Source organism: Alteromonas sp. ABH4_454, from assembly GCF_056311775.1.
The window spans coordinates 607,453-626,603 of the sequence record NZ_CM149972.1; the positions used below are offsets into that span (position 1 = coordinate 607,453).

Sequence of the window (19,151 nt, forward strand, 5' to 3'; positions counted from 1 at the left end):
CGTTTCCTTACTGATCTAGCGGTAAATAATCGGTGCGGAAGTTAATTTTCACACCACCAAAAATATTTACTCTTGAGCCTGATCTATCTTGATCAACTTTACTCGTTGTCGTTACTGTCACATTCGAATACTTAGTTGATGCCGATGCTTTGACCCACCGAGATAAAATAGAGCCAGTTTTAGCACGAGCTTGTGCAGAAAACGCTTTGCGGTTGTATTTGTTTTGTGTTTCTCGGCTGAAAGACGAACCATAGGTTGTAAACGTTAAACGCGTTTCTATATCACCATTCTCAATGACCAAGCGCAAGATTCCTTGCTTGACCATTTCTTTAAGCATGTCGTATTTATTCACCGATATTCGCTTCGCTACCGCATCTAGAATAGCGTCATACGAATTTTGACCATCTACAGCAACTTGATTATTGTCGGCTACTCCCGCTTCTGCCGGGGTTTCAAGTGCTTTATTTAACGCATCAGCTTGTGCTTGATCTAATGTGGCGTTTCCTCCGTTATTTTCAACAGCGGTAACCTTCTCTTGATCGTCCACATCAGCAGGTAACGCACGTGCTAAAAAATCTAAAATCATGTCACCACTAATATCGTCTTTGGTGTCATTGATAAAGGAAGTAAGCGATTTGCTAGTTTGTTGGAGAAGCTCGATATAAGCTTCGGTTTGGCGGATGTTGCTAGAGATTAAGGCGTCAAACACATCGGTTATGAGTTTAGTCGTAAATTCAGGGAATCCAATTTCGCTTAGTCTCGTGGCCTGAGTAACTGCTTCAGAAGTTCCAGACATAATACACCTCCATAGTGATAATCTAGAATGAAGTGACATTTACCGCAGTCATTGTTTATATGTGTTGACCTCTCCACTACACTTCTTCTCGCCAAGCGAATTCAGGCAATGAACAATGTCCGCAATTTGGCTGTCTGAAAAGACGTACCGTTCAAGTCAACAAGCATAAGCCTTACACATTGCTCAAAATTTAACCACATTTTTTTAACTTATTTTTTGAAATTGTGGCCAGAACATAAAATGACTCTCATTACCTGAAATGCTCAAATAATTTGAGTCACTTTAATCATCAAGGCTTACCCGTTTAACATCTTTTAACAGATTTTAAGTTACAAGTAATTACTATTACTTAGCGGTTACTTGAACCCCTTCATCAATACCTTTTAAACTTGAGTTGGCAAAACGGGTTGGTAAAAGGCCGGGCTTAATAAAGAAGCTATGTTTTGCTTCAAAAACTTTGCCTATTTTCAGCACATTTTCATCCTGCCACTTACCTCCGATAAAGCTAATACCTACTGGAAGACCTTTCACTTCACCCGCTGGTACTGTGAGATGTGGATAGCCGGCAACAGCGGCTAAATAGCCTATACCAATGAAACCAGCTGGCGAATGATCGCCATATACACCGTCGATTAAAAATGAAGGGCTGTTTGAAGGCGCAACTAATACATCCACGTCGTGTTTTGCTAGCAATGTGTCAATACCGTTTTTGCCCGCTGTATCTTGAATAAGGCGAAGGGCGCTTTGATATGCTTCGCTATCAATAGGCGCAGCGTCTAGCGACTTTTCAAAAATATCTTGATTGAATAACGCTAGCTCTCGCTCGGTTTGGTTGTTAAAAGCAATAAGCTCAGATAGATTTCTTACAGGGATCTCTGCTGGCGAGCCCGACAAATATTCGTTGATGCTGTGATGGAATTCGCTGAGTAAAACATTGTAAGAGTCGGCCCAAAAGGAATCAGGCTGTGAAAAATCACTTATATCCACCAGCGTAGCACCCGATGCTTTTAACTGATTTAGCGCGCTTTCGTAAACTTCCAGTACATGAGGGTTATCACCTTGACGATACCTGACAACGCCAATGCGTTTGCCTTTTAAATCTGTTGCCAACATTTCCGATGAAGGCATGTCAGGTCGATGGGAAGCTGTATTTTCAGTAGCACTATCGCTTGCATCTTCGCCAGCCATTACCGCTGTCATCAGCCATGCGTCTTGAACGTTGGTTGTCATGGGTCCGGCCGTATCTTGGCTGAATGAAATGGGTACAATGTGCGTTCTTGAAAGTAAACCAACGGTTGGCTTGAAGCCCACTACACCGTTACTAGATGCTGGGCAGATTATAGAACCATTGGTTTCAGTACCTACGGCAAGTGACGCTAATCGAAGCGACATCGCTGCGCCGGAGCCAGACGACGAACCGCATGCACTTCTTGATAATATGTGAGGGTTTCGAGTTAAGCCACCCACTGCGCTCCAACCGCTTATCGATGATTCAGAACGAAAATTTGCCCACTCAGACAAATTTGTTTTACCTAGAATGATCGCGCCCGCTGCTTTTAGCTTCGCCACAATGGGGGCATCTCGTGCGGTGTCGTTATTAATTAGCGCCATAGAACCTGCTGTTGTGGGCATTTCTGCGCTTTCAATATTGTCCTTAAGCAATACGGGAATACCGGCTAACGGGCCTAATGCCGCTCCACTGGCTATTTGTTTATCGATTGATTTAGCTTCTGCTAATGCATTAGGATTTAGCGCTAAAACGCTGTTGGGCTTTTTATCTAACTGCTCAATTCGCGCTAGATAACCACTGACCAACTCTGTCGATGTAGTATCGCCATTAACGATAGCCTGCACCTGCAGATATGCTGGCTCATCTAGCCACTTTTTATTATCACTATTTTCACGGTGCGATTGCGACACACAGGCGGTGCACAGCAAAGTGACAGCCAGTACATACCACTGTTTCAACATAGAGCTTTCCTTAACGCATTGTTTTTATGAAAACGTTCTTATGCGATGATTTTTTTACCATCGTGCCTTATCTACGGTTAGGTAAAAAGTGACGGACATAAACGTATTGCTACGTTTGATATACGTTGAATCAAAAATGGTTCACTGTCTACACGATAAAATACGCAATTACAGTTTGGTGGGCGCCTTTGGCAGCTTGTGAAGCAGATTATCAAGCTGATATTCATTGAGCAGTAATTGATACCGACCACCTGCAATAAAGCGATGAAGGGCTGAATTAAACTCTGCTCTCAGCTTTGGATTGGGTATAGCCGCGCGATATATTGAGATAGGAAATAATTCATGGAATTCTGTCTCCTCTTCAACATAAGCGCTGTTTTGAGACTTGAAGTAGTTGAAAATGTTTCTATCTAAAACAATCGCGTCCACATGATCGAGCATGAGCATATCGACCTGCCGGTCTTGCCTTGCCATTTCCATATACATTGGCTCTAGCGCTAATGCTTGCTTGAACTCTTCACCTAATACCGATTGTGCAGTTTGAAACCCAATGACACGCTTACCTTTAAGTCCATTAACATCATTGATGACAAAGTTATTTTGCGTTTTTGTCACAACAACATTTTGATAAATAATGTAGGGGTCGGAAAGAACAGAATCGTCCACATTGTGCGCTGCGCTTTGTGTAAGGCCTATATCCACAGTACTATCTTTTAGAAGCCGAGCAGTACGCCCAAATGGAACATAGATGGGCGAAAGCGTATGCCCCATTTCTGCTAATATGGCTCTTACCAGGTCAATTTCAAAACCGCTGTGTTCTTGAGAAATAACATAGGGTGGCTTGTTCCAGCCAACCACCACGTCTAATTCACGGGCTTTAGCAGGCAAAGCAATGGCAACAGCACACAAAAAAGGGATAAGAATACGCATAAAACTCCGGTTAACTTTACAATCGAACCGCATTGATAACTACTATAGGCGCATTATCAATTCATACCAGTGGACAAAAGGCTAAGGTACTTAAGCCCCACTGACTCAAACAAATAACGCCGTTTGTTTGCGCTTTTCACGTGCTTTCATTTTGTTTAACGCCAAGCAAAGGTACAATAACCCGCAAAGGTCCCAACGAACGATAAATATGGCTTGGCTACAACTTCGAATTAATACTTCTTCTGAATACGCGGAATCAATAGGTGACATGCTAACTGCAAATGGCTCGCAGGCGGTTACCTATGTCGACGCGAAAGACACCCCAATGTACGAACCCAAGCCGGGTGAAGTGTTACTGTGGCCAGACACACAAGTAGTGGGTTTGTTTGAAGCAGATGCGGATATAAAAAGTATTCTGCAGCGCCTAGGTAAAGCTAAAGTGCTTGGCCCAGACTTTAAATACAAGCTAGAGCCGCTTGAAGATAAAGACTGGGAACGAGAGTGGATGGATAATTTCCACCCAATGCAGTTTGGCGAGCGCCTGTGGATTTGCCCAAGCTGGCGCGACGTTCCAGACCCTGATGCCGTTAACGTTATGTTGGACCCAGGCCTTGCTTTTGGCACGGGTACGCACCCTACTACTGCACTGTGTCTACGTTGGTTAGACGGCATAGATATGACAGATAAAACTGTGGTCGATTTTGGCTGTGGTTCAGGCATTTTAGCGCTGGCTGCATTAAAACTAGGTGCTAAGCGCGTTATTGGTATTGATATTGACCCGCAAGCCCTGCAAGCCACAAAAGAAAACGCACGCCGCAATGGCGTCGAAGACCGCCTGGATGTATATCTACCAGAAGACCAACCTGAACTAGAAGCCGATGTGGTTATGGCCAATATATTGTCTGGTCCGTTACTGGAACTGCAAAGCGTTATTACTAACTATTGCAAAAAAGACGGCTTGTTAGTGCTTTCCGGCATACTGGCAGAGCAAGTAACTCGAATTGAAGACGCCTATGCTAGCGATATCACGCTTGAGCCCAGCGCCATTGATGGAGAATGGGCGCGAGTGTCGGGCAAAAAACACTAAGCGCGATTATAAAATTGACTAGACGGTTATTTTTACGTCTAGTCAAATAAGAGTCTTTACGGTAAACCACCGCAATATTGCGACGAAAATTCATACGATAAAAATCGTCAGCATCTAATAATTTGTTAATTTTTTTCACATTACAGCCCTTTCAAATCGGGGGCTGTAAGACTTTCGTACAATAATTAGTCTAAAAATCGGCGTTAGCTTACTAATGTGACAGATTTTTTTCACTGTCAAGACCACGAAGTGAAATTTTGTGTGATTTTTAGCCTTTTCAAGCCTTGCGAAAACACGTACACTTAGCGCCCCGTTTTAGCCGGGTGTATATTTTCTGTGCAGTTTTAGATGGCGAGCTATACATTTTACAATGCGAATTGGACCTTACGAGTTAGAAAACAATTTGATGTTGGCCCCCATGGCTGGCGTAACAGACAGACCGTTTCGCCAACTTTGTAAGCGCTTAGGTGCAGGGCTTGTTGTTTCAGAAATGCTTTCGAGTAATCCGAAGGTTTGGAACACAGCCAAATCACAGGCGCGTATGAATCATGAGGGTGAAGAAGGCATTCGCTCTGTACAGATAGCTGGGGCTGACCCTGAGCTTATGGCTCAAGCAGCACAATTTAATGTAGATAACGGTGCGCAAATCATCGACATCAACATGGGTTGTCCTGCCAAGAAGGTCAATAAGAAGCTAGCAGGTTCTGCGCTGCTTCAATACCCAGAAACAGTGGAAGCGATTATTAAAGCAGTAGTTAATGCTGTTGACGTACCCGTGACGCTGAAAATTCGCACCGGCTGGAACCCAGAAAATCGCAATGGGGTAGACATTGCCCACATTGCAGAGCAAAACGGCATACAGTCGCTTGCTGTTCATGGCAGAACGCGAGCTTGTATGTATAAGGGAGAAGCGGAGTACGACACCATACGTCAAATAAAGGCGGCAATATCAATTCCGGTTATTGCAAATGGTGACATTACTTCTCCAGAGAAAGCACAAGAGGTGCTGAATTACACTGGTGCAGATGGCGTAATGATAGGTCGCGGCGCGCAAGGTAAGCCTTGGATTTTTAAACAGATCCAACATTATCTTGAAACGGGCGAGAACCTACCAGCACCGCCACTGTCAGAGTTATATGAACTCTTGCACGAGCATGTAGCTAATGTGCAGGACTTTTATGGCGACATAGCCGGTGTAAGAATTGCCCGTAAGCACGTGGGCTGGTATCTCGCGGAGCACGATACGGATCGTCAGTTTCGTAAAACGTTTAACGCTATCGATGACGCGAATGAGCAACTCGATGCACTAAATGCATATTTTCAAGCGCTGCAGACACGAGAGACCCGACAGATCTCTCCCGCAGCATAGTGATGACTAACTTAAGAGCAACACAGTATTATGTTCGATCAAAACGTGACTTCACCTTTTACTACTACAGTAACTACGCCTTCACAAACGCAAGCTCAAAAGCCACTGCGTGACTCTGTAAAGCAAGCGGTTAACAAGTACCTTAAGCAATTGGATAACGCAAACATCGATAACCTGTACGAAATGGTACTGGCTGAAGTTGAAGCGCCGCTGCTAGAAGAAGTCATGACTTACACACGCGGCAATCAAACCCGCGCTGCCATCATGATGGGCATCAACCGTGGCACACTTCGCAAGAAGCTTAAGCAATACGGCATGAACTAAGATTCCAAGGGCTTTGCCCACCAAAGAGCACCAAACGGTGCTCTTTTTGTTTCAACACTACAACATTAGAAACTTAAAATTTATGCAAACACCAAAACCTATTAAACGTGCTCTCCTTAGTGTCTCTGATAAAACCGGTATCCTCGATTTCGCGACAGCGCTGCATAACGCTGGCGTAGAACTTCTGTCGACGGGCGGTACCGCGAAACTACTTGCTGATGCTGGCTTACCTGTGAAAGAAGTCTCTGATCACACAGGTCACCCAGAAATCATGGCAGGTCGTGTTAAAACGCTTCACCCTAAAATTCATGGCGGTATCCTTGGTCGTCGCGGTACCGATGAAGCTGTGATGGAAGAGCACAACATTGCGCCTATCGACCTTGTGGTGGTTAACCTTTACCCGTTCGCTGCAACCGTGGCAAACGAAGACTGCACGCTAGAAGATGCGATTGAAAATATCGATATCGGCGGACCGACCATGGTACGTGCTGCTGCGAAAAACCATAAAGATGTGACTATTGTAGTTAATGCGTCTGACTACGCTCGCGTACTTGCTGAAATGAACGACAATAACGGCTCTTTGTCTTACAGCACACGCTTCGATTTAGCCATCAAAGCATTTGAACATACAGCTGAATACGACGGCATGATTGCGAACTATTTCGGTGCCCGTTTAGATAGTGCTGCATGCGAAACAGGTTGTTGTGAAGATAGCAGCGAATTCCCACGCACGTACAACATGCAGCTTACTAAGAAGCAAGATCTTCGCTATGGTGAAAACAGCCACCAAGAAGCAGCATTCTATGTTGAAAACAACATTCAAGAAGCGTCGGTTGCTACTGCTACCCAGCTTCAAGGTAAAGAGCTTTCGTTTAACAACATTGCTGATACCGATGCGGCACTAGAGTGCGTGAAAGAATTCGAAGAGCCAGCATGTGTAATTGTTAAGCACGCTAACCCGTGCGGTGTTGCTATTGGCGACAATATTCTAAGTGCCTACGATCGTGCGTTTAAAACTGACCCAACGTCTGCATTTGGCGGCATTATCGCGTTTAACCGCGAACTTGATGCGAAAACAGCACAAGCGATTGTTGATCGTCAATTTGTAGAAGTGATTATTGCGCCGACAGTAAGTGATGAAGCGAAAGAAGTCGTAAGTGCGAAGAAAAACGTACGTCTTCTAGCGTGTGGTGACTGGGCTGGTCAGCTAACTGAAGGTTATGACTTTAAGCGTGTAAACGGCGGTTTATTAGTACAAGAGCGCGACTTCGGCATGGTTGAAATGGAAGACCTTGAAGTTGTGACTAAACGTAAGCCAAGCGAAGATGAACTACGCGACCTTATGTTCTGCTGGAAAGTAGCAAAATACGTGAAGTCTAACGCGATTGTTTATTGCAAAGACGGTATGACGGTAGGCGTGGGCGCAGGTCAAATGAGTCGCGTTTACTCTGCAAAAATTGCAGGTATTAAAGCAGCTGACGAGAACCTTGAAGTGGCTGGCTCTGTTATGGCGTCTGACGCTTTCTTCCCATTCCGCGATGGCATTGATGCTGCAGCTGAAGCTGGCATTAAGGCAGTAATTCAGCCTGGCGGCTCTATGCGCGACCAAGAAGTGATTGATGCCGCTGATGAACACGGCATTGCTATGGTGTTCACAGGTATGCGTCACTTCCGTCACTAATAACTTCTGTCACTAATAAATAGTTACGCAAAAACTTATAGTACAGGCTTAGTGAGGGAAACCGACACCTAAGTTAAACACGCAGTAAAGTGGCACTTTGTTACTTTACTGTGTGTTTGTTATTTTTCCTTAACCCTTTTTAATACGTAAACTCAAGGTCATTTGCTTGGTTGTAGTGAAACCTTATCGAAGCGACAAAGTTGCGAATTATTCTGCTAAGGCGTAAGTGCGAATAAGGGTTAGCTGATAGGCTTGATCTGACTTGTGGTAATTTGTAGTAATAGTGTTACTAATAAATGTTATGTTTTACTAGTCCGCATAGACAATTACCTACCCTCGACAGAAAAAGGAAATAAGAATGAAAAAGTTAGCCCAACTCGTGTTAGCCGCAACACTAGGTGTAACAGCAACCTATGCCGGTGCCGATGCTATTTCTGACGCCGCAATGAGCGATATCCGCTCTGATAAAGCCAAAGTGCGCGACGAATACCGCAACCCTCAGCAAACATTACGCTTTTTTGGTCTACAGCCAGACATGACTGTGGTAGAAATCTCGCCAGGCGGTGGCTGGTATGCCGACATTCTTTATTCTGTTGTAAAACAAGACGGAAAATACGTTGCAGCCCACTTTTATGTAGACGATGAAACCAGCGGCTACTACAAAAAGTCGGTAGAAGGCTTTAAAGAAAAAATGAAGCCGGGCATGAAGTACGAAGGTGCAGAACTTACCGCATTCGACCCTATGAAAGCGCTAGATATTAGCGAAGCGGGCAGCGCTGATATGGTGCTAACCTTTCGCAACGTACACAACTGGTACATGCGTCACGGTGACGAAGGCATCGACAATGCATTCGGCGCATTTTTCAAAGCACTTAAGCCAGGTGGCGTATTGGGCGTAGTGGAACATGAGCTACCTGAAAGTGCAGATGATGAAGCAATGAAGAAAAGTGGCTATATGAAGCGTTCTTACGTTGTAGCTGCCGCTGAAAAAGCGGGTTTTGTACTTGAAGCAAGTAGCGATGTAAACGCAAACCCAATGGATAGCGCAGATCACCCGAAAGGTGTGTGGACGCTACCTCCGCGCTTGGCGCTAGACGATCAAGATCGCGAAAAATACATGGCGATTGGCGAGAGCAATCGCATGACGCTAAAATTCACCAAACCAAAATCATAATATTAAACACTCAAAACGGAACAGTTAATGAACGTACTTGTAATTGGCGGCGGTGGCCGCGAACACGCGCTAGCGTTTAAAGCAGCGCAGTCTTCTGATGTTTCAACAGTATTTGTAGCACCTGGTAATGCGGGTACCGCTACAGAGCCTAAGCTTGAGAACGTAGCTATTGATGTTAACGACATCGCAGGCTTAGTTTCTTTTGCTCAAGGTAACGATGTTGCGCTTACTATTGTAGGCCCAGAAGCGCCGCTAGTTGCAGGTGTAGTAGATGCGTTCACTAACGCGGGTTTAATGATATTTGGTCCTACTCAAGCTGCGGCGCAGCTTGAGGGCTCAAAAGCGTTTACTAAAGACTTTTTGGCTCGCCATAACATTCCAACGGCTGAGTATCAAAACTTCACCGAAATTGACCCAGCCATTGCCTATGTTCGCGAGAAAGGCGCGCCGATTGTAGTAAAAGCTGACGGCTTAGCGGCGGGAAAAGGCGTTATCGTTGCGATGACCCTTAAAGAAGCTGAAGATGCTATCCGCGACATGCTAGCAGGCAATGCCTTTGGTGAAGCGGGCAGCCGCGTAGTTATTGAAGAATTCCTAGACGGCGAAGAAGCGTCGTTCATTGTAATGGTAGACGGTAAGAACGTACTGCCTTTTGCCACCAGCCAAGATCACAAACGTGCAGCTGACGGCGATAAAGGGCCTAATACAGGTGGTATGGGTGCTTATTCTCCTGCTCCGGTTGTTACGCAAGACATTCACGACCGCATTATGCAGGAAGTGATCATGCCAACGGTTGATGGCATGGCCGCTGAAGGTAACGACTACGTTGGCTTTTTATATGCGGGCCTTATGATCATGGCCGATGGCACACCAAAGGTCATTGAGTACAACTGCCGCTTTGGCGACCCAGAAACCCAGCCTATTATGCTGCGCTTAAAATCTGATTTGGTTCCACTTTGCCAAGCAGCGTGTAAAGGCGAACTTGCAGGCAAAACCATTGAGTTTGACGAGCGCGCATCGGTAGGTGTTGTACTTGCAGCTGGCGGCTACCCAGGCAGCTATGATAAAGGCGACGTGATAACTGGTTTTGAAGACGCCGCTAAGCTAGAAGGAAAGGTTTTCCACGCTGGTACAGCTCTTCAAGACGGTGATGTGGTTACCGCAGGTGGCCGCGTGCTTTGTGCGACTGCTTTGGGTAACAACGTTACAGAAGCGCAGCAAAAAGCCTACGAGCTACTAAAAGCCATTCAGTTTAAAGATGTGTATTACCGTACTGACATTGCCCACCGTGCTATTGCCCGTGAAGCTGAGGCTTGATAAGCGACACATATAACACAAATATAAAAGACGCGGCGTAGGCCGCGTTTTTTATATCGCCTATTTTTTTGACTGTCTTACCAAACGCTCACATAACTCTCACTTAACGAGTTAAAAAGACGAAACTTTTTACTTTGAGCGTCTATACTTGAACGATATCAAAGTACAAAAGAATTCATGGTGAATGAAAACCCTTTACATACTGGCAATATGCCTAGCATGCTTTACCTGTGCGGCGAAGAGCAGCGATACCCTCTCTGATTCGATAGGTATCAGTGGCTTTGCTAGGGTTGTCGGGGGACAACTAGACACGAGCGAAGCTGAATTCCAAGGCTATTCAAATGATTTTAGTTTTTCTGAACAGTCCTTATTCGCGTTACAAGCGGACCTAAGTATTAGTGAAAAACTTAAATTGTCTGGGCAATTACTCGGGCATTCAAATGACGATAGAGATTCAGGTCTTGAATGGCTTTATCTAACGTATAACGCGAACTCTAATTGGAGCTTTAAGTTAGGCAAATTAAGAACTCCATTTTTCCGCTACAGCGACGTACTTGATGTGGGCTTCGCTTACCCCTGGATTACGCCTCCCGAACAAGTTTACGGCGGCTTTTTATTTTCAAACTATGAGGGCTTAAGCGCAACGTATCGCATTCACTTCAATAAATTGAATGTAGAAGTTGAAGCTTATTACGGCACTTATGACGGTACTTTTGACCGTGCAGGAGAAGAAACAGCCATTGAAGTAAACGATATTCGGGGGCTTATATTAGGCATATCTAAAGGCGGCTTTCGCGCGCGGGCTTCAGCCATAGTGTCATCTGACTTCTTCGCAGACATCCCCGGCTTTCAAGACTTTGCGACACTCTTAGAGCTTGCCGGGTACACAGAAAACGCCAACGTTTTTCGATTTGATTCAGACGCAGTGGCGTATCAAGCAAGCCTGCAATATGACTCTCTTGATTATTTTGTTTACTCTGAAGTTATTAAAATTGAATCAAATTTAATCAGTGTCCCCGAAGTTAATGCATACTACCTGACTCTTGGGTATCACTTTGATGAGTTTCAAATATTTACGACTATTTCTTCTGCAAATAGCAGCAATGATGTTCCAACAAATCAAATTCCGAAGGGACAATCACCACAACTCACTTCATTGTCTTTTGCCTATGACGCAATAGTCGATAGTCTTCCGCGCTATGACCTTGATTCACTTTCAGTAGGGCTTCGCTGGGACTTTAGACACAATATGTCAGCCAAAGCTGAGGTAACTTGGTTAAGCGGTGAGGAGGGGCAGAACTCATTTTATTCAGAAATTAAGGATCCGAGCTTCGATAGAAATGCGGTACTCACCCAATTTGCACTAGAGTGGGTGTTCTAATGAAAACTCGCACGCTATTGTTTGCCATTCTTTTTGCCATGTTTGCTTCATTCGCAAGGTGCGAAGAAGTCATCATTGTTGCTAACTTGGAAGCGCAAGACGCTCCAACTGAAAAATGGCAAATTCGAGACATCTTTATGGGAAATTCTTCTGACTGGGATATAGAGCCTGTAGGATTGCAACCACTCAATACCGCTAGGACAATATTCAACACTAAGTTTATTGCGCTTACAGAGTCCCGCATTCAGGGCTATTGGGCGCAAATGCGCTTTAGTGGAAGGAAAACTCCACCAAAAGAGTTTCGTTCTCAAGAAGAAGCGTTGGCATATGTACTAAATAATAAAAACTCAATGACGTATGTTTTATCAACCACCGAAGTGCCCCAAGGCCTTGTTATTTTGTTTAAAGAACAGTAACCAGCTACGGCTTTGTCTAGCGGTAATTCGATAATTGAATATGTGAGCATCCACAGCCAGTGGATAAAGTTTATCTTATAGCAATACACTGGCTGAAGGGGCGCGCGAACTCCTTTTTAAGGCTCAAACGCCTTAATTTAGTTCTTCACTACTTCGCTAAAGTCACTTTCCCAAACACAGACGCATCCTTAAACCCCAGGTTTTTATCACCGTTTACCGGAGTAATGTCATGAGAGCCTAAAAAGTGTTCTCTGTCACCGCCATCGGCGTCACAGTAGGCCAACATAAAGCCCAGCGCCATATCTTCTTTTAAGGTTAATGGTGAGTTGTCTTTTCCATGCTGATAACTATCGTCAAATACACGCACAGCCGCTTCCCAATAAATCTTATGAGGCGCCGATATATCTCGCTGCCATTTGTTTTCAACGTGATTGTTATACAGCTGCGGCACGGCTTCACCCGCTTCATTCGGACCAATATCAACAACTTGGTTGTCTAGCGCTAAGTGATAAGCGAACGCGTTGTAGTTATTAAAGTGATCGCCACCAGAGGCATCCGCATCAATAAAGATTTCTAGGCAATCATCATCCCAATATCGCTCAAGCGGGTTGGCATAGGTATCTGAGAGGTGGTCGTCTTCTATTTCTGCTAAAAGGTACAAGGCCTTTTTATCCCAGCGTAGTTTGTATCTACCAGAAAAGTCACCGGGCTCGGGCTTGGTGCCCCACATCAGCGAGGTCATGTCGTGCCAATCACCTTCTTTCCATGCAGCATCATTTGCTACGCCATCTATAACGGGGGCATTCGCGGTAAACATAACACTGTCCGGCTTCGCCTGTGCTGCCGGGGCAAGCATAGCGACAAGTAATGTAGAGGTGAATGCTGATACTAGGGGTTTAGTACTTTTCAATTGAATACGCTCTTAGTTTGCCTTCCTGACATTTAAACTAACATGTTTTAAGCCCTACTGCGTTTGAAAAGCTGCACAGTAACGCCTCTCTTTGTCAGAAGGATTACCAATTCATCTCCGTTATTGATATAACAAGGTTAATTCTTAAATCATAAATTTAGCTATGTCATTTCGAAACGCGTGCTATCACATTCTTGCCCCCGCTAGCGAAGCTCACGAATACAAAAAACGTAGCAAGTTGTTTGATATATTGCTTATTGCGCTGATCATCGTAAATGTAGCGGCCATGATGCTAGAAACCGTACCGGGTATTCCCACCATGTGGCAGCATGAATTGCATATCATTGAGGTCGTTTCGGTACTTATTTTCACTGTTGAATACATACTTCGCGTTTACAGCAGTGCATCTGCACCTCACCGTATTTCCCAAGCTAACGGCACTTCCCTAGAAAAAACGACGGCATGGCAAAAGCGTTGGGCTTATATAAAAAGTCCTATGGCACTGGTGGATTTAATGGCGATCCTACCTTTTTACTTAAGCGTTTTCGTGGCATTTGATTTACGTATATTACGGGTTTTCAGAGTACTTCGAATTTTGAAAATTGGTCGCTATTCCCGTTCAATGCAAACCCTTATCACCGTATTGCGCAACGAGTCGCATAGCCTCATCGCAGCTATTAGCGTACTTCTGCTTTTCACTGTTATCGCCGCCACCTGCATTTACTATATCGAACATGCTGCGCAACCCAACGTTTTCAGCAGTATTCCAGCATCTTTATGGTGGGCACTGGTCACGCTAACTACCGTGGGTTATGGTGATGCCGTTCCCGTTACAGCATTAGGCAAGGTATTTGGTGGACTTATAACCATCATGGGCATATGCTTTTACGCCTTACCAGCGGGTATTTTATCTTCAAGCTACACCACCCAAATGCAGTTAAAGCGTGATCGGTTCAAAGATACAGTGCAAAGTGTGTTAGACGATGGAAAATTGAGTGAGCATGACATCCATCATTTAGACCACGTACGAGCGTTACTTGATTTAGATGAAGAAGAAGCAAAATTAATTGTCCGTTTGTTGCAGCATCATCACGAAGGACGTAAAAGGTGATTACATGTAGGCTCACACGCAAATTCACGCCCGAAATTCGATAATATGCAGGTAGTCGTCCCCTTGATTCTTGTCGCGCATCAGCTTATAACTAGTACCCGTCATTTCTAAAAAGAATTCCTATGTCTGTCAAACACCCTATTATTGCTATAACAGGTTCTTCTGGCGCGGGTACTACTACCACGACCAATGCTATTCGCCATATTTTCAGGAACTTAAATGTTAATGCTGCAGTAGTTGGCGGTGATAGTTTCCATCGTTTCACTCGCCCAGAAATGGAAGTAGAAATTCGTAAAGCCCAAGAACAAGGCAGACATATCAGCTATTTTGGCCCTAAAGCCAACGACTTTGAGTTACTGGAAACGCTTTTTAGGGAATATGGTAGTTCGGGTACGGGGCAGTTTAGGCAATACCTTCACACCTTCGATGAAGCCGTTCCTTTTAACCAGATGCCGGGGACCTTTACACCATGGCAAGATTTACCTCAAAACACTGATTTGCTGTTTTATGAAGGTCTACATGGCGGCGTAAAAACTGAAGAAAATGACGTCGCAAAGCACGTAGACTTGCTGGTTGGCATGGTGCCGATTGTAAACCTAGAGTGGATTCAAAAAATTGTGCGCGATACCACTGACCGCGGTCATTCTCGTGAAGCCGTTATGAGCAGTATTGTTCGCGGCCTAGACGATTACTTCCACTATATTACGCCGCAGTTTTCTCGCACCCACGTTAACTTTCAGCGCGTACCGACCGTTGATACCTCGAACCCTTTCAGCGCTAGGGAAATTCCCACCCAAGATGAAAGCTTTGTTGTAGTACGCTTCAGACGAGAGATGAAGAATGTCGACTATCCTTACTTGCTTCAAATGATTGACGGTTCATTTATGTCGCGTATCAATACGCTAGTGGTGCCAGGTGGTAAAATTGCGTTGGCAATGGAACTTATCCTAACTCCGCTGCTTGAAGATATTTTAAATAAAAAGCGAAGAGCCGGCCATCAGATGGATTGGCTTAATACCGACGAGTAGCCTCAGGTTATATACACCACTTCTATAGGCATATATTTAAAACATTAAGTCGTAATGGCTATTCCTCTGCGTCAGTCTAGGTTTTTAACTGCTTAGCTTTTTTGACTAAGCTTTTTAACCCAGTTCTATGACCGTCGGGCATCTATTATGACTACATTTCAAAGCCAGCAGATTTGGATAGATCAGCAAGACCTTTCTAACACGAAAGTTGTTCACTGCGATATAAACGTAAGCGATTTACAGCAAGACGAAGTATTGCTTGAGACCGATAGCTTCGGCTTTTCTGCCAATAACATCACCTATGCGGCGCTGGGTTTTAAAATGGGTTATTGGGGTTTCTTTCCACCACAAAGTGATGACAATGGTGATAACCCAAACGGCTTCGGAATAGTACCTGTTTGGGGCTTTGCCACAGTCAAAGCCTCGAACCACCCTGATATTCGCGAAGGTGAGAAAGTGTTTGGTTACCTTCCTATGGCGAGCCACTGGGTGATAAAGGCTGGTAAAGTGGCATCTCATGGCTTTTCTGACATTCACGAACAACGCAAAAGCATTAGCCCCGTTTACGACCAATACCTACGCTGTGCAGCGGACCCTGGCTACAACAAAGACCGTGAGGCATGGCAGCTAAATTTCAGGCCTCTTTATATGACCTCGTTTGTGCTTGATGACTACGTGGCAGAGAAAGCAAAGGGTAAAACCTTACTGCTATCTAGCGCTTCAAGTAAAACCGCGTTGGGTACAGCGCAACTGCTTAAAGACCAAAAAGGGTCACGAAACGCAAGCTATCAAGTGGTTGGGTTAACCTCTCAGTCTAATGTGGATATGGTCAAAGCGTCTGACTGCTACGATGCAGTGTATAGCTATGATGATCTTAATGCGCTTACGAGTGACAAAAGCGATTCACGCTACTGGCTTCTTGATTTCGCGGCTAACGGCACGCTAATTAATAACCTTAGCGAGCTGCTTGGCGATAGTTTAAGCGAGGTAACGCTAATTGGTGCAACAGATTGGAAAGCCGAAGAAAAGCCCAACCCCAAACTGCTTAATGCAGAGATTTTCTTCGCACCAGCACGTGTAAAACTGCGCCAAGGGGAATGGGGGCATGAGACCTTTTTAGCGAAATACGCGGGTGCATGGCAGCGCTTCGCCTTAAAAGTCAGCGATCAGTTCTTCGAACAGTCGCACCAGGGCACTAATGCTATAACACAGTTATATCTGGAGACACTTAACGGCACGGCAAATACTAAAGCCCTTAATATCGCTACTTTTGATTAGCGTTACTTTGATTAGCGTTACATAGCAACATGGGGCCGTACCCGCTTTAGACACTATTTGTAACAAACATGCGCTATCTTTTACGCTTTTGTCGCTTTTGTATTTCACATCTTGTGGTTATAGTGAAACAAACGTAAAACAAAAGGTATGAGTATGGGTCAGGAAACCTCTAAAATTCTCGTTGTCGATGATGACATGCGTCTGCGAAGCCTATTAGAGCGCTACTTGCTAGAACAAGGCTATCAAGTTCGCAGTGCCGCTAATGCAGAGCAAATGGATAGGTTGCTTGAGCGCGAGAATTTTCACCTTATGGTTTTAGATCTTATGCTACCTGGCGAAGATGGTTTATCTATTTGTCGCCGTCTGCGTCAGCAAGAGAACGACATGCCCATTATTATGCTTACCGCAAAGGGCGATGAAGTTGACCGCATTATTGGCCTTGAAATGGGTGCAGATGATTATTTGCCAAAGCCATTTAACCCGCGCGAGCTTTTAGCCCGCGCTAAAGCAGTATTGCGCAGGCGCAGCAGCGAAGCGCCGGGCGCGCCGTCTAAAGACGTGCAAATTGTGGAGTTTGGCAATTACAAACTTAATCTCGCCACCCGAGAGATGACAGCAGGCGATACGCCGCTCACTCTGACAAGCGGCGAGTTTGCAGTATTGAAGTCTTTGGTTACTCACCCCCGCGAGCCATTGTCACGAGACAAGCTGATGAACTTAGCGCGAGGCCGAGACTACAGCGCCCTAGAACGCAGTATTGATGTTCAAGTTTCTCGCCTTCGGAGAATGCTCGAGGACGACCCAGCCAACCCGCGCTACATTCAAACTGTGTGGGGATTGGGCTACGTATTCGTGCCTGATGGCGAACAAGTTTAGCACCTATGATGGATACGGCGGATGCTACCGCCTTAGCCAGTTCGCTAGTGAAGTATGTATTCATGACGGCTAACTACGCGTTCACATACTGTCATTACAGACACTGGCTCATTTCTCACAGCGACGGCATGTTATGCGTTTAATTCCCAAAAGTGCATTTGGTCAAACCGTCATGCTTATTGGCGTGTTGTTGCTCATAAACCAAATTGTGTCCTACATCTCGGTCACCTATTACTTTATTCATCCTAGCTACCAGCAAATTAATAGCTTATTGGCCACACAAGTAAAGTCGGTACTGGCTAACGATTTACTGGTGACTAATCAAGAAACTCGTGACAGCTACTTTCAGCAAACGCAGGTTCAAGTATTTGATGAAAGCGTAGCGAGAGAGAACGGTCTAGAAAGCGCGGTTTATTACAGCTATATATCAACGCAGGTTAGTGAACAGCTAAGACAACTTGCCGATGTGCGCATTAGCACAACCTCACAAGCAAGCGACGAAAACGCGCCTTACATTGTGTGGATATCTCTTAATCGCTACCCAGACACCTGGATTTCTATCCCCATTTCGGGGTTAAACGAAGCAAATATCTCCCCACTGACTATGTATTTAATGGTGATTGGGATATTGAGCGTAGCGGGTGGCTGGCTGTTTGTAAGGCGTATGACGCGGCCCTTATCAGCCTTACAAAAAGCAGCAATTGCCGTGGGTAAAGGTGAGCATCCTGCGCCGCTTCGCGAACAAGGCAGCACGGAAATGATCCAGGTTACTCGCGCTTTTAACCGTATGAATCAGGGCATAAAGCAGCTAGAGAACGACCGTAATATCATGACCGCAGGTATTTCTCACGACTTGCGCACGCCGCTTACTCGCATTCGCCTTGCATCAGAAATGCTGCCAGATGATCAGGATTGGATAAAAGACGGCATTGTGAACGACATAGAGGACATGAACGCTATCATCGACCAGTTCATTGACTATGCACGTTACGACACCGAAGAAATGACCCAAGAAACCGATTTAAACGCGATTATTGCAGAGCTGGTGCAAGCAAGGCACTTGGATGATAAACATCATATTGAATTAAAGCTTAACGCCATCCCGCCATTATCGCTGCGGCGTATTGCAATGAAGCGAGTCATCGATAACCTCATCGAAAATGCCTTCAAATACGGCTCTGATGAAATCGCCATTAGCAGTTTCTATAACCGTCACGAAAAGCGTGTGTACTGCAAAGTGCGTGATTTCGGGCGAGGTATTCCAGAAGAAGAATTAAACAGTGTTTTCATGCCGTTTGCGCAAGGTGACAAAGCGCGTAACTCGTCAGGCTCTGGCTTGGGACTTGCCATTATTCGAAGAATTGTAGAGGCCCATGACGGCGAAGTGTCGCTTAGAAACCACCCGCAGCAAGGACTGGTTGCCGAGTTTTATTTACCCTACCTTTCAGAGCTTCCTAAAAAGAAATAGCCCTGCGTTACACCATTAATTTGTAGCGCTATGC

Annotated in this window: 17 protein-coding genes; 13 read left to right on the plus strand and 4 right to left on the minus strand. The window is 45.0% G+C overall.

Features of this window, described 5'->3' with window-relative positions:
• Window positions 1-7: 7 nt before the first annotated feature.
• The 3 genes from ACYX4W_RS02665 to ACYX4W_RS02675 form a co-directional block, all read right to left on the minus strand.
• A complete protein-coding gene (locus ACYX4W_RS02665; protein ID WP_474856664.1) occupies window positions 8-796 on the minus strand; it encodes a hypothetical protein in 789 nt (262 codons plus the stop codon).
• Between the two features lie 345 nt (window positions 797-1,141).
• On the minus strand, window positions 1,142-2,767 hold the full coding sequence (locus tag ACYX4W_RS02670) for an amidase (protein WP_476074598.1): 1,626 nt from the start codon (window positions 2,765-2,767) through the stop codon (window positions 1,142-1,144).
• 168 nt (window positions 2,768-2,935) lie between these two features.
• Window positions 2,936-3,697: a substrate-binding periplasmic protein gene (locus ACYX4W_RS02675; RefSeq protein WP_474803721.1), complete on the minus strand. Its 762-nt coding sequence runs from the start codon at window positions 3,695-3,697 to the stop codon at window positions 2,936-2,938.
• 208 nt (window positions 3,698-3,905) lie between these two features.
• On the opposite strand from ACYX4W_RS02675, the gene prmA reads away from it, so the two are divergent.
• From prmA to ACYX4W_RS02715, 8 genes are all read left to right on the plus strand, one after another.
• Window positions 3,906-4,784, plus strand: a complete 879-nt coding sequence (gene prmA, locus ACYX4W_RS02680) for a 50S ribosomal protein L11 methyltransferase (protein ID WP_476074599.1) — start codon at window positions 3,906-3,908, stop codon at window positions 4,782-4,784.
• A gap of 370 nt (window positions 4,785-5,154) precedes the next feature.
• On the plus strand, window positions 5,155-6,153 hold the full coding sequence (dusB, locus tag ACYX4W_RS02685; RefSeq protein ID WP_476074600.1) for a tRNA dihydrouridine synthase DusB: 999 nt from the start codon (window positions 5,155-5,157) through the stop codon (window positions 6,151-6,153).
• 30 nt (window positions 6,154-6,183) lie between these two features.
• On the plus strand, window positions 6,184-6,477 hold the full coding sequence (fis, locus tag ACYX4W_RS02690; RefSeq protein ID WP_012520109.1) for a DNA-binding transcriptional regulator Fis: 294 nt from the start codon (window positions 6,184-6,186) through the stop codon (window positions 6,475-6,477).
• Window positions 6,478-6,559: 82 nt separating this feature from the next.
• Window positions 6,560-8,158, plus strand: a complete 1,599-nt coding sequence (gene purH, locus ACYX4W_RS02695; protein WP_476074601.1) for a bifunctional phosphoribosylaminoimidazolecarboxamide formyltransferase/IMP cyclohydrolase — start codon at window positions 6,560-6,562, stop codon at window positions 8,156-8,158.
• 358 nt (window positions 8,159-8,516) lie between these two features.
• Complete coding sequence (locus tag ACYX4W_RS02700) at window positions 8,517-9,332, plus strand: class I SAM-dependent methyltransferase (RefSeq protein WP_476074602.1); 816 nt, start codon at window positions 8,517-8,519, stop codon at window positions 9,330-9,332.
• Window positions 9,333-9,359: 27 nt separating this feature from the next.
• Window positions 9,360-10,649: a phosphoribosylamine--glycine ligase gene (gene purD / locus ACYX4W_RS02705; RefSeq protein ID WP_476074603.1), complete on the plus strand. Its 1,290-nt coding sequence runs from the start codon at window positions 9,360-9,362 to the stop codon at window positions 10,647-10,649.
• Between the two features lie 184 nt (window positions 10,650-10,833).
• A complete protein-coding gene (locus ACYX4W_RS02710; protein ID WP_476074604.1) occupies window positions 10,834-12,030 on the plus strand; it encodes a hypothetical protein in 1,197 nt (398 codons plus the stop codon).
• Window positions 12,030-12,446: a hypothetical protein gene (locus ACYX4W_RS02715; RefSeq protein ID WP_476074605.1), complete on the plus strand. Its 417-nt coding sequence runs from the start codon at window positions 12,030-12,032 to the stop codon at window positions 12,444-12,446. Before ACYX4W_RS02710 ends, ACYX4W_RS02715 begins: the two co-directional genes overlap by 1 nt.
• 148 nt (window positions 12,447-12,594) lie before the next feature.
• Here the strand turns inward: ACYX4W_RS02715 and ACYX4W_RS02720 are convergent, their stop codons facing one another.
• On the minus strand, window positions 12,595-13,356 hold the full coding sequence (locus ACYX4W_RS02720; RefSeq protein ID WP_476074606.1) for a sugar-binding protein: 762 nt from the start codon (window positions 13,354-13,356) through the stop codon (window positions 12,595-12,597).
• 163 nt (window positions 13,357-13,519) lie between these two features.
• On the opposite strand from ACYX4W_RS02720, the gene ACYX4W_RS02725 reads away from it, so the two are divergent.
• The 5 genes from ACYX4W_RS02725 (at window position 13,520) to envZ (ending at window position 19,117) form a co-directional block, all read left to right on the plus strand.
• On the plus strand, window positions 13,520-14,467 hold the full coding sequence (locus ACYX4W_RS02725) for an ion transporter (RefSeq protein ID WP_476074607.1): 948 nt from the start codon (window positions 13,520-13,522) through the stop codon (window positions 14,465-14,467).
• A 122-nt stretch (window positions 14,468-14,589) separates the two neighbouring features.
• Window positions 14,590-15,495, plus strand: a complete 906-nt coding sequence (locus tag ACYX4W_RS02730) for a phosphoribulokinase (RefSeq protein ID WP_474803640.1) — start codon at window positions 14,590-14,592, stop codon at window positions 15,493-15,495.
• A gap of 147 nt (window positions 15,496-15,642) precedes the next feature.
• A complete protein-coding gene (locus ACYX4W_RS02735; protein ID WP_474803638.1) occupies window positions 15,643-16,773 on the plus strand; it encodes a DUF2855 family protein in 1,131 nt (376 codons plus the stop codon).
• A gap of 153 nt (window positions 16,774-16,926) precedes the next feature.
• Window positions 16,927-17,649 (plus strand): osmolarity response regulator transcription factor OmpR, encoded by a 723-nt coding sequence (gene ompR, locus ACYX4W_RS02740; protein WP_118491268.1) that lies wholly within the window; start codon window positions 16,927-16,929, stop codon window positions 17,647-17,649.
• A 133-nt stretch (window positions 17,650-17,782) separates the two neighbouring features.
• Window positions 17,783-19,117: a two-component system sensor histidine kinase EnvZ gene (gene envZ / locus ACYX4W_RS02745; protein WP_476074608.1), complete on the plus strand. Its 1,335-nt coding sequence runs from the start codon at window positions 17,783-17,785 to the stop codon at window positions 19,115-19,117.
• Window positions 19,118-19,151: the final 34 nt, after the last annotated feature.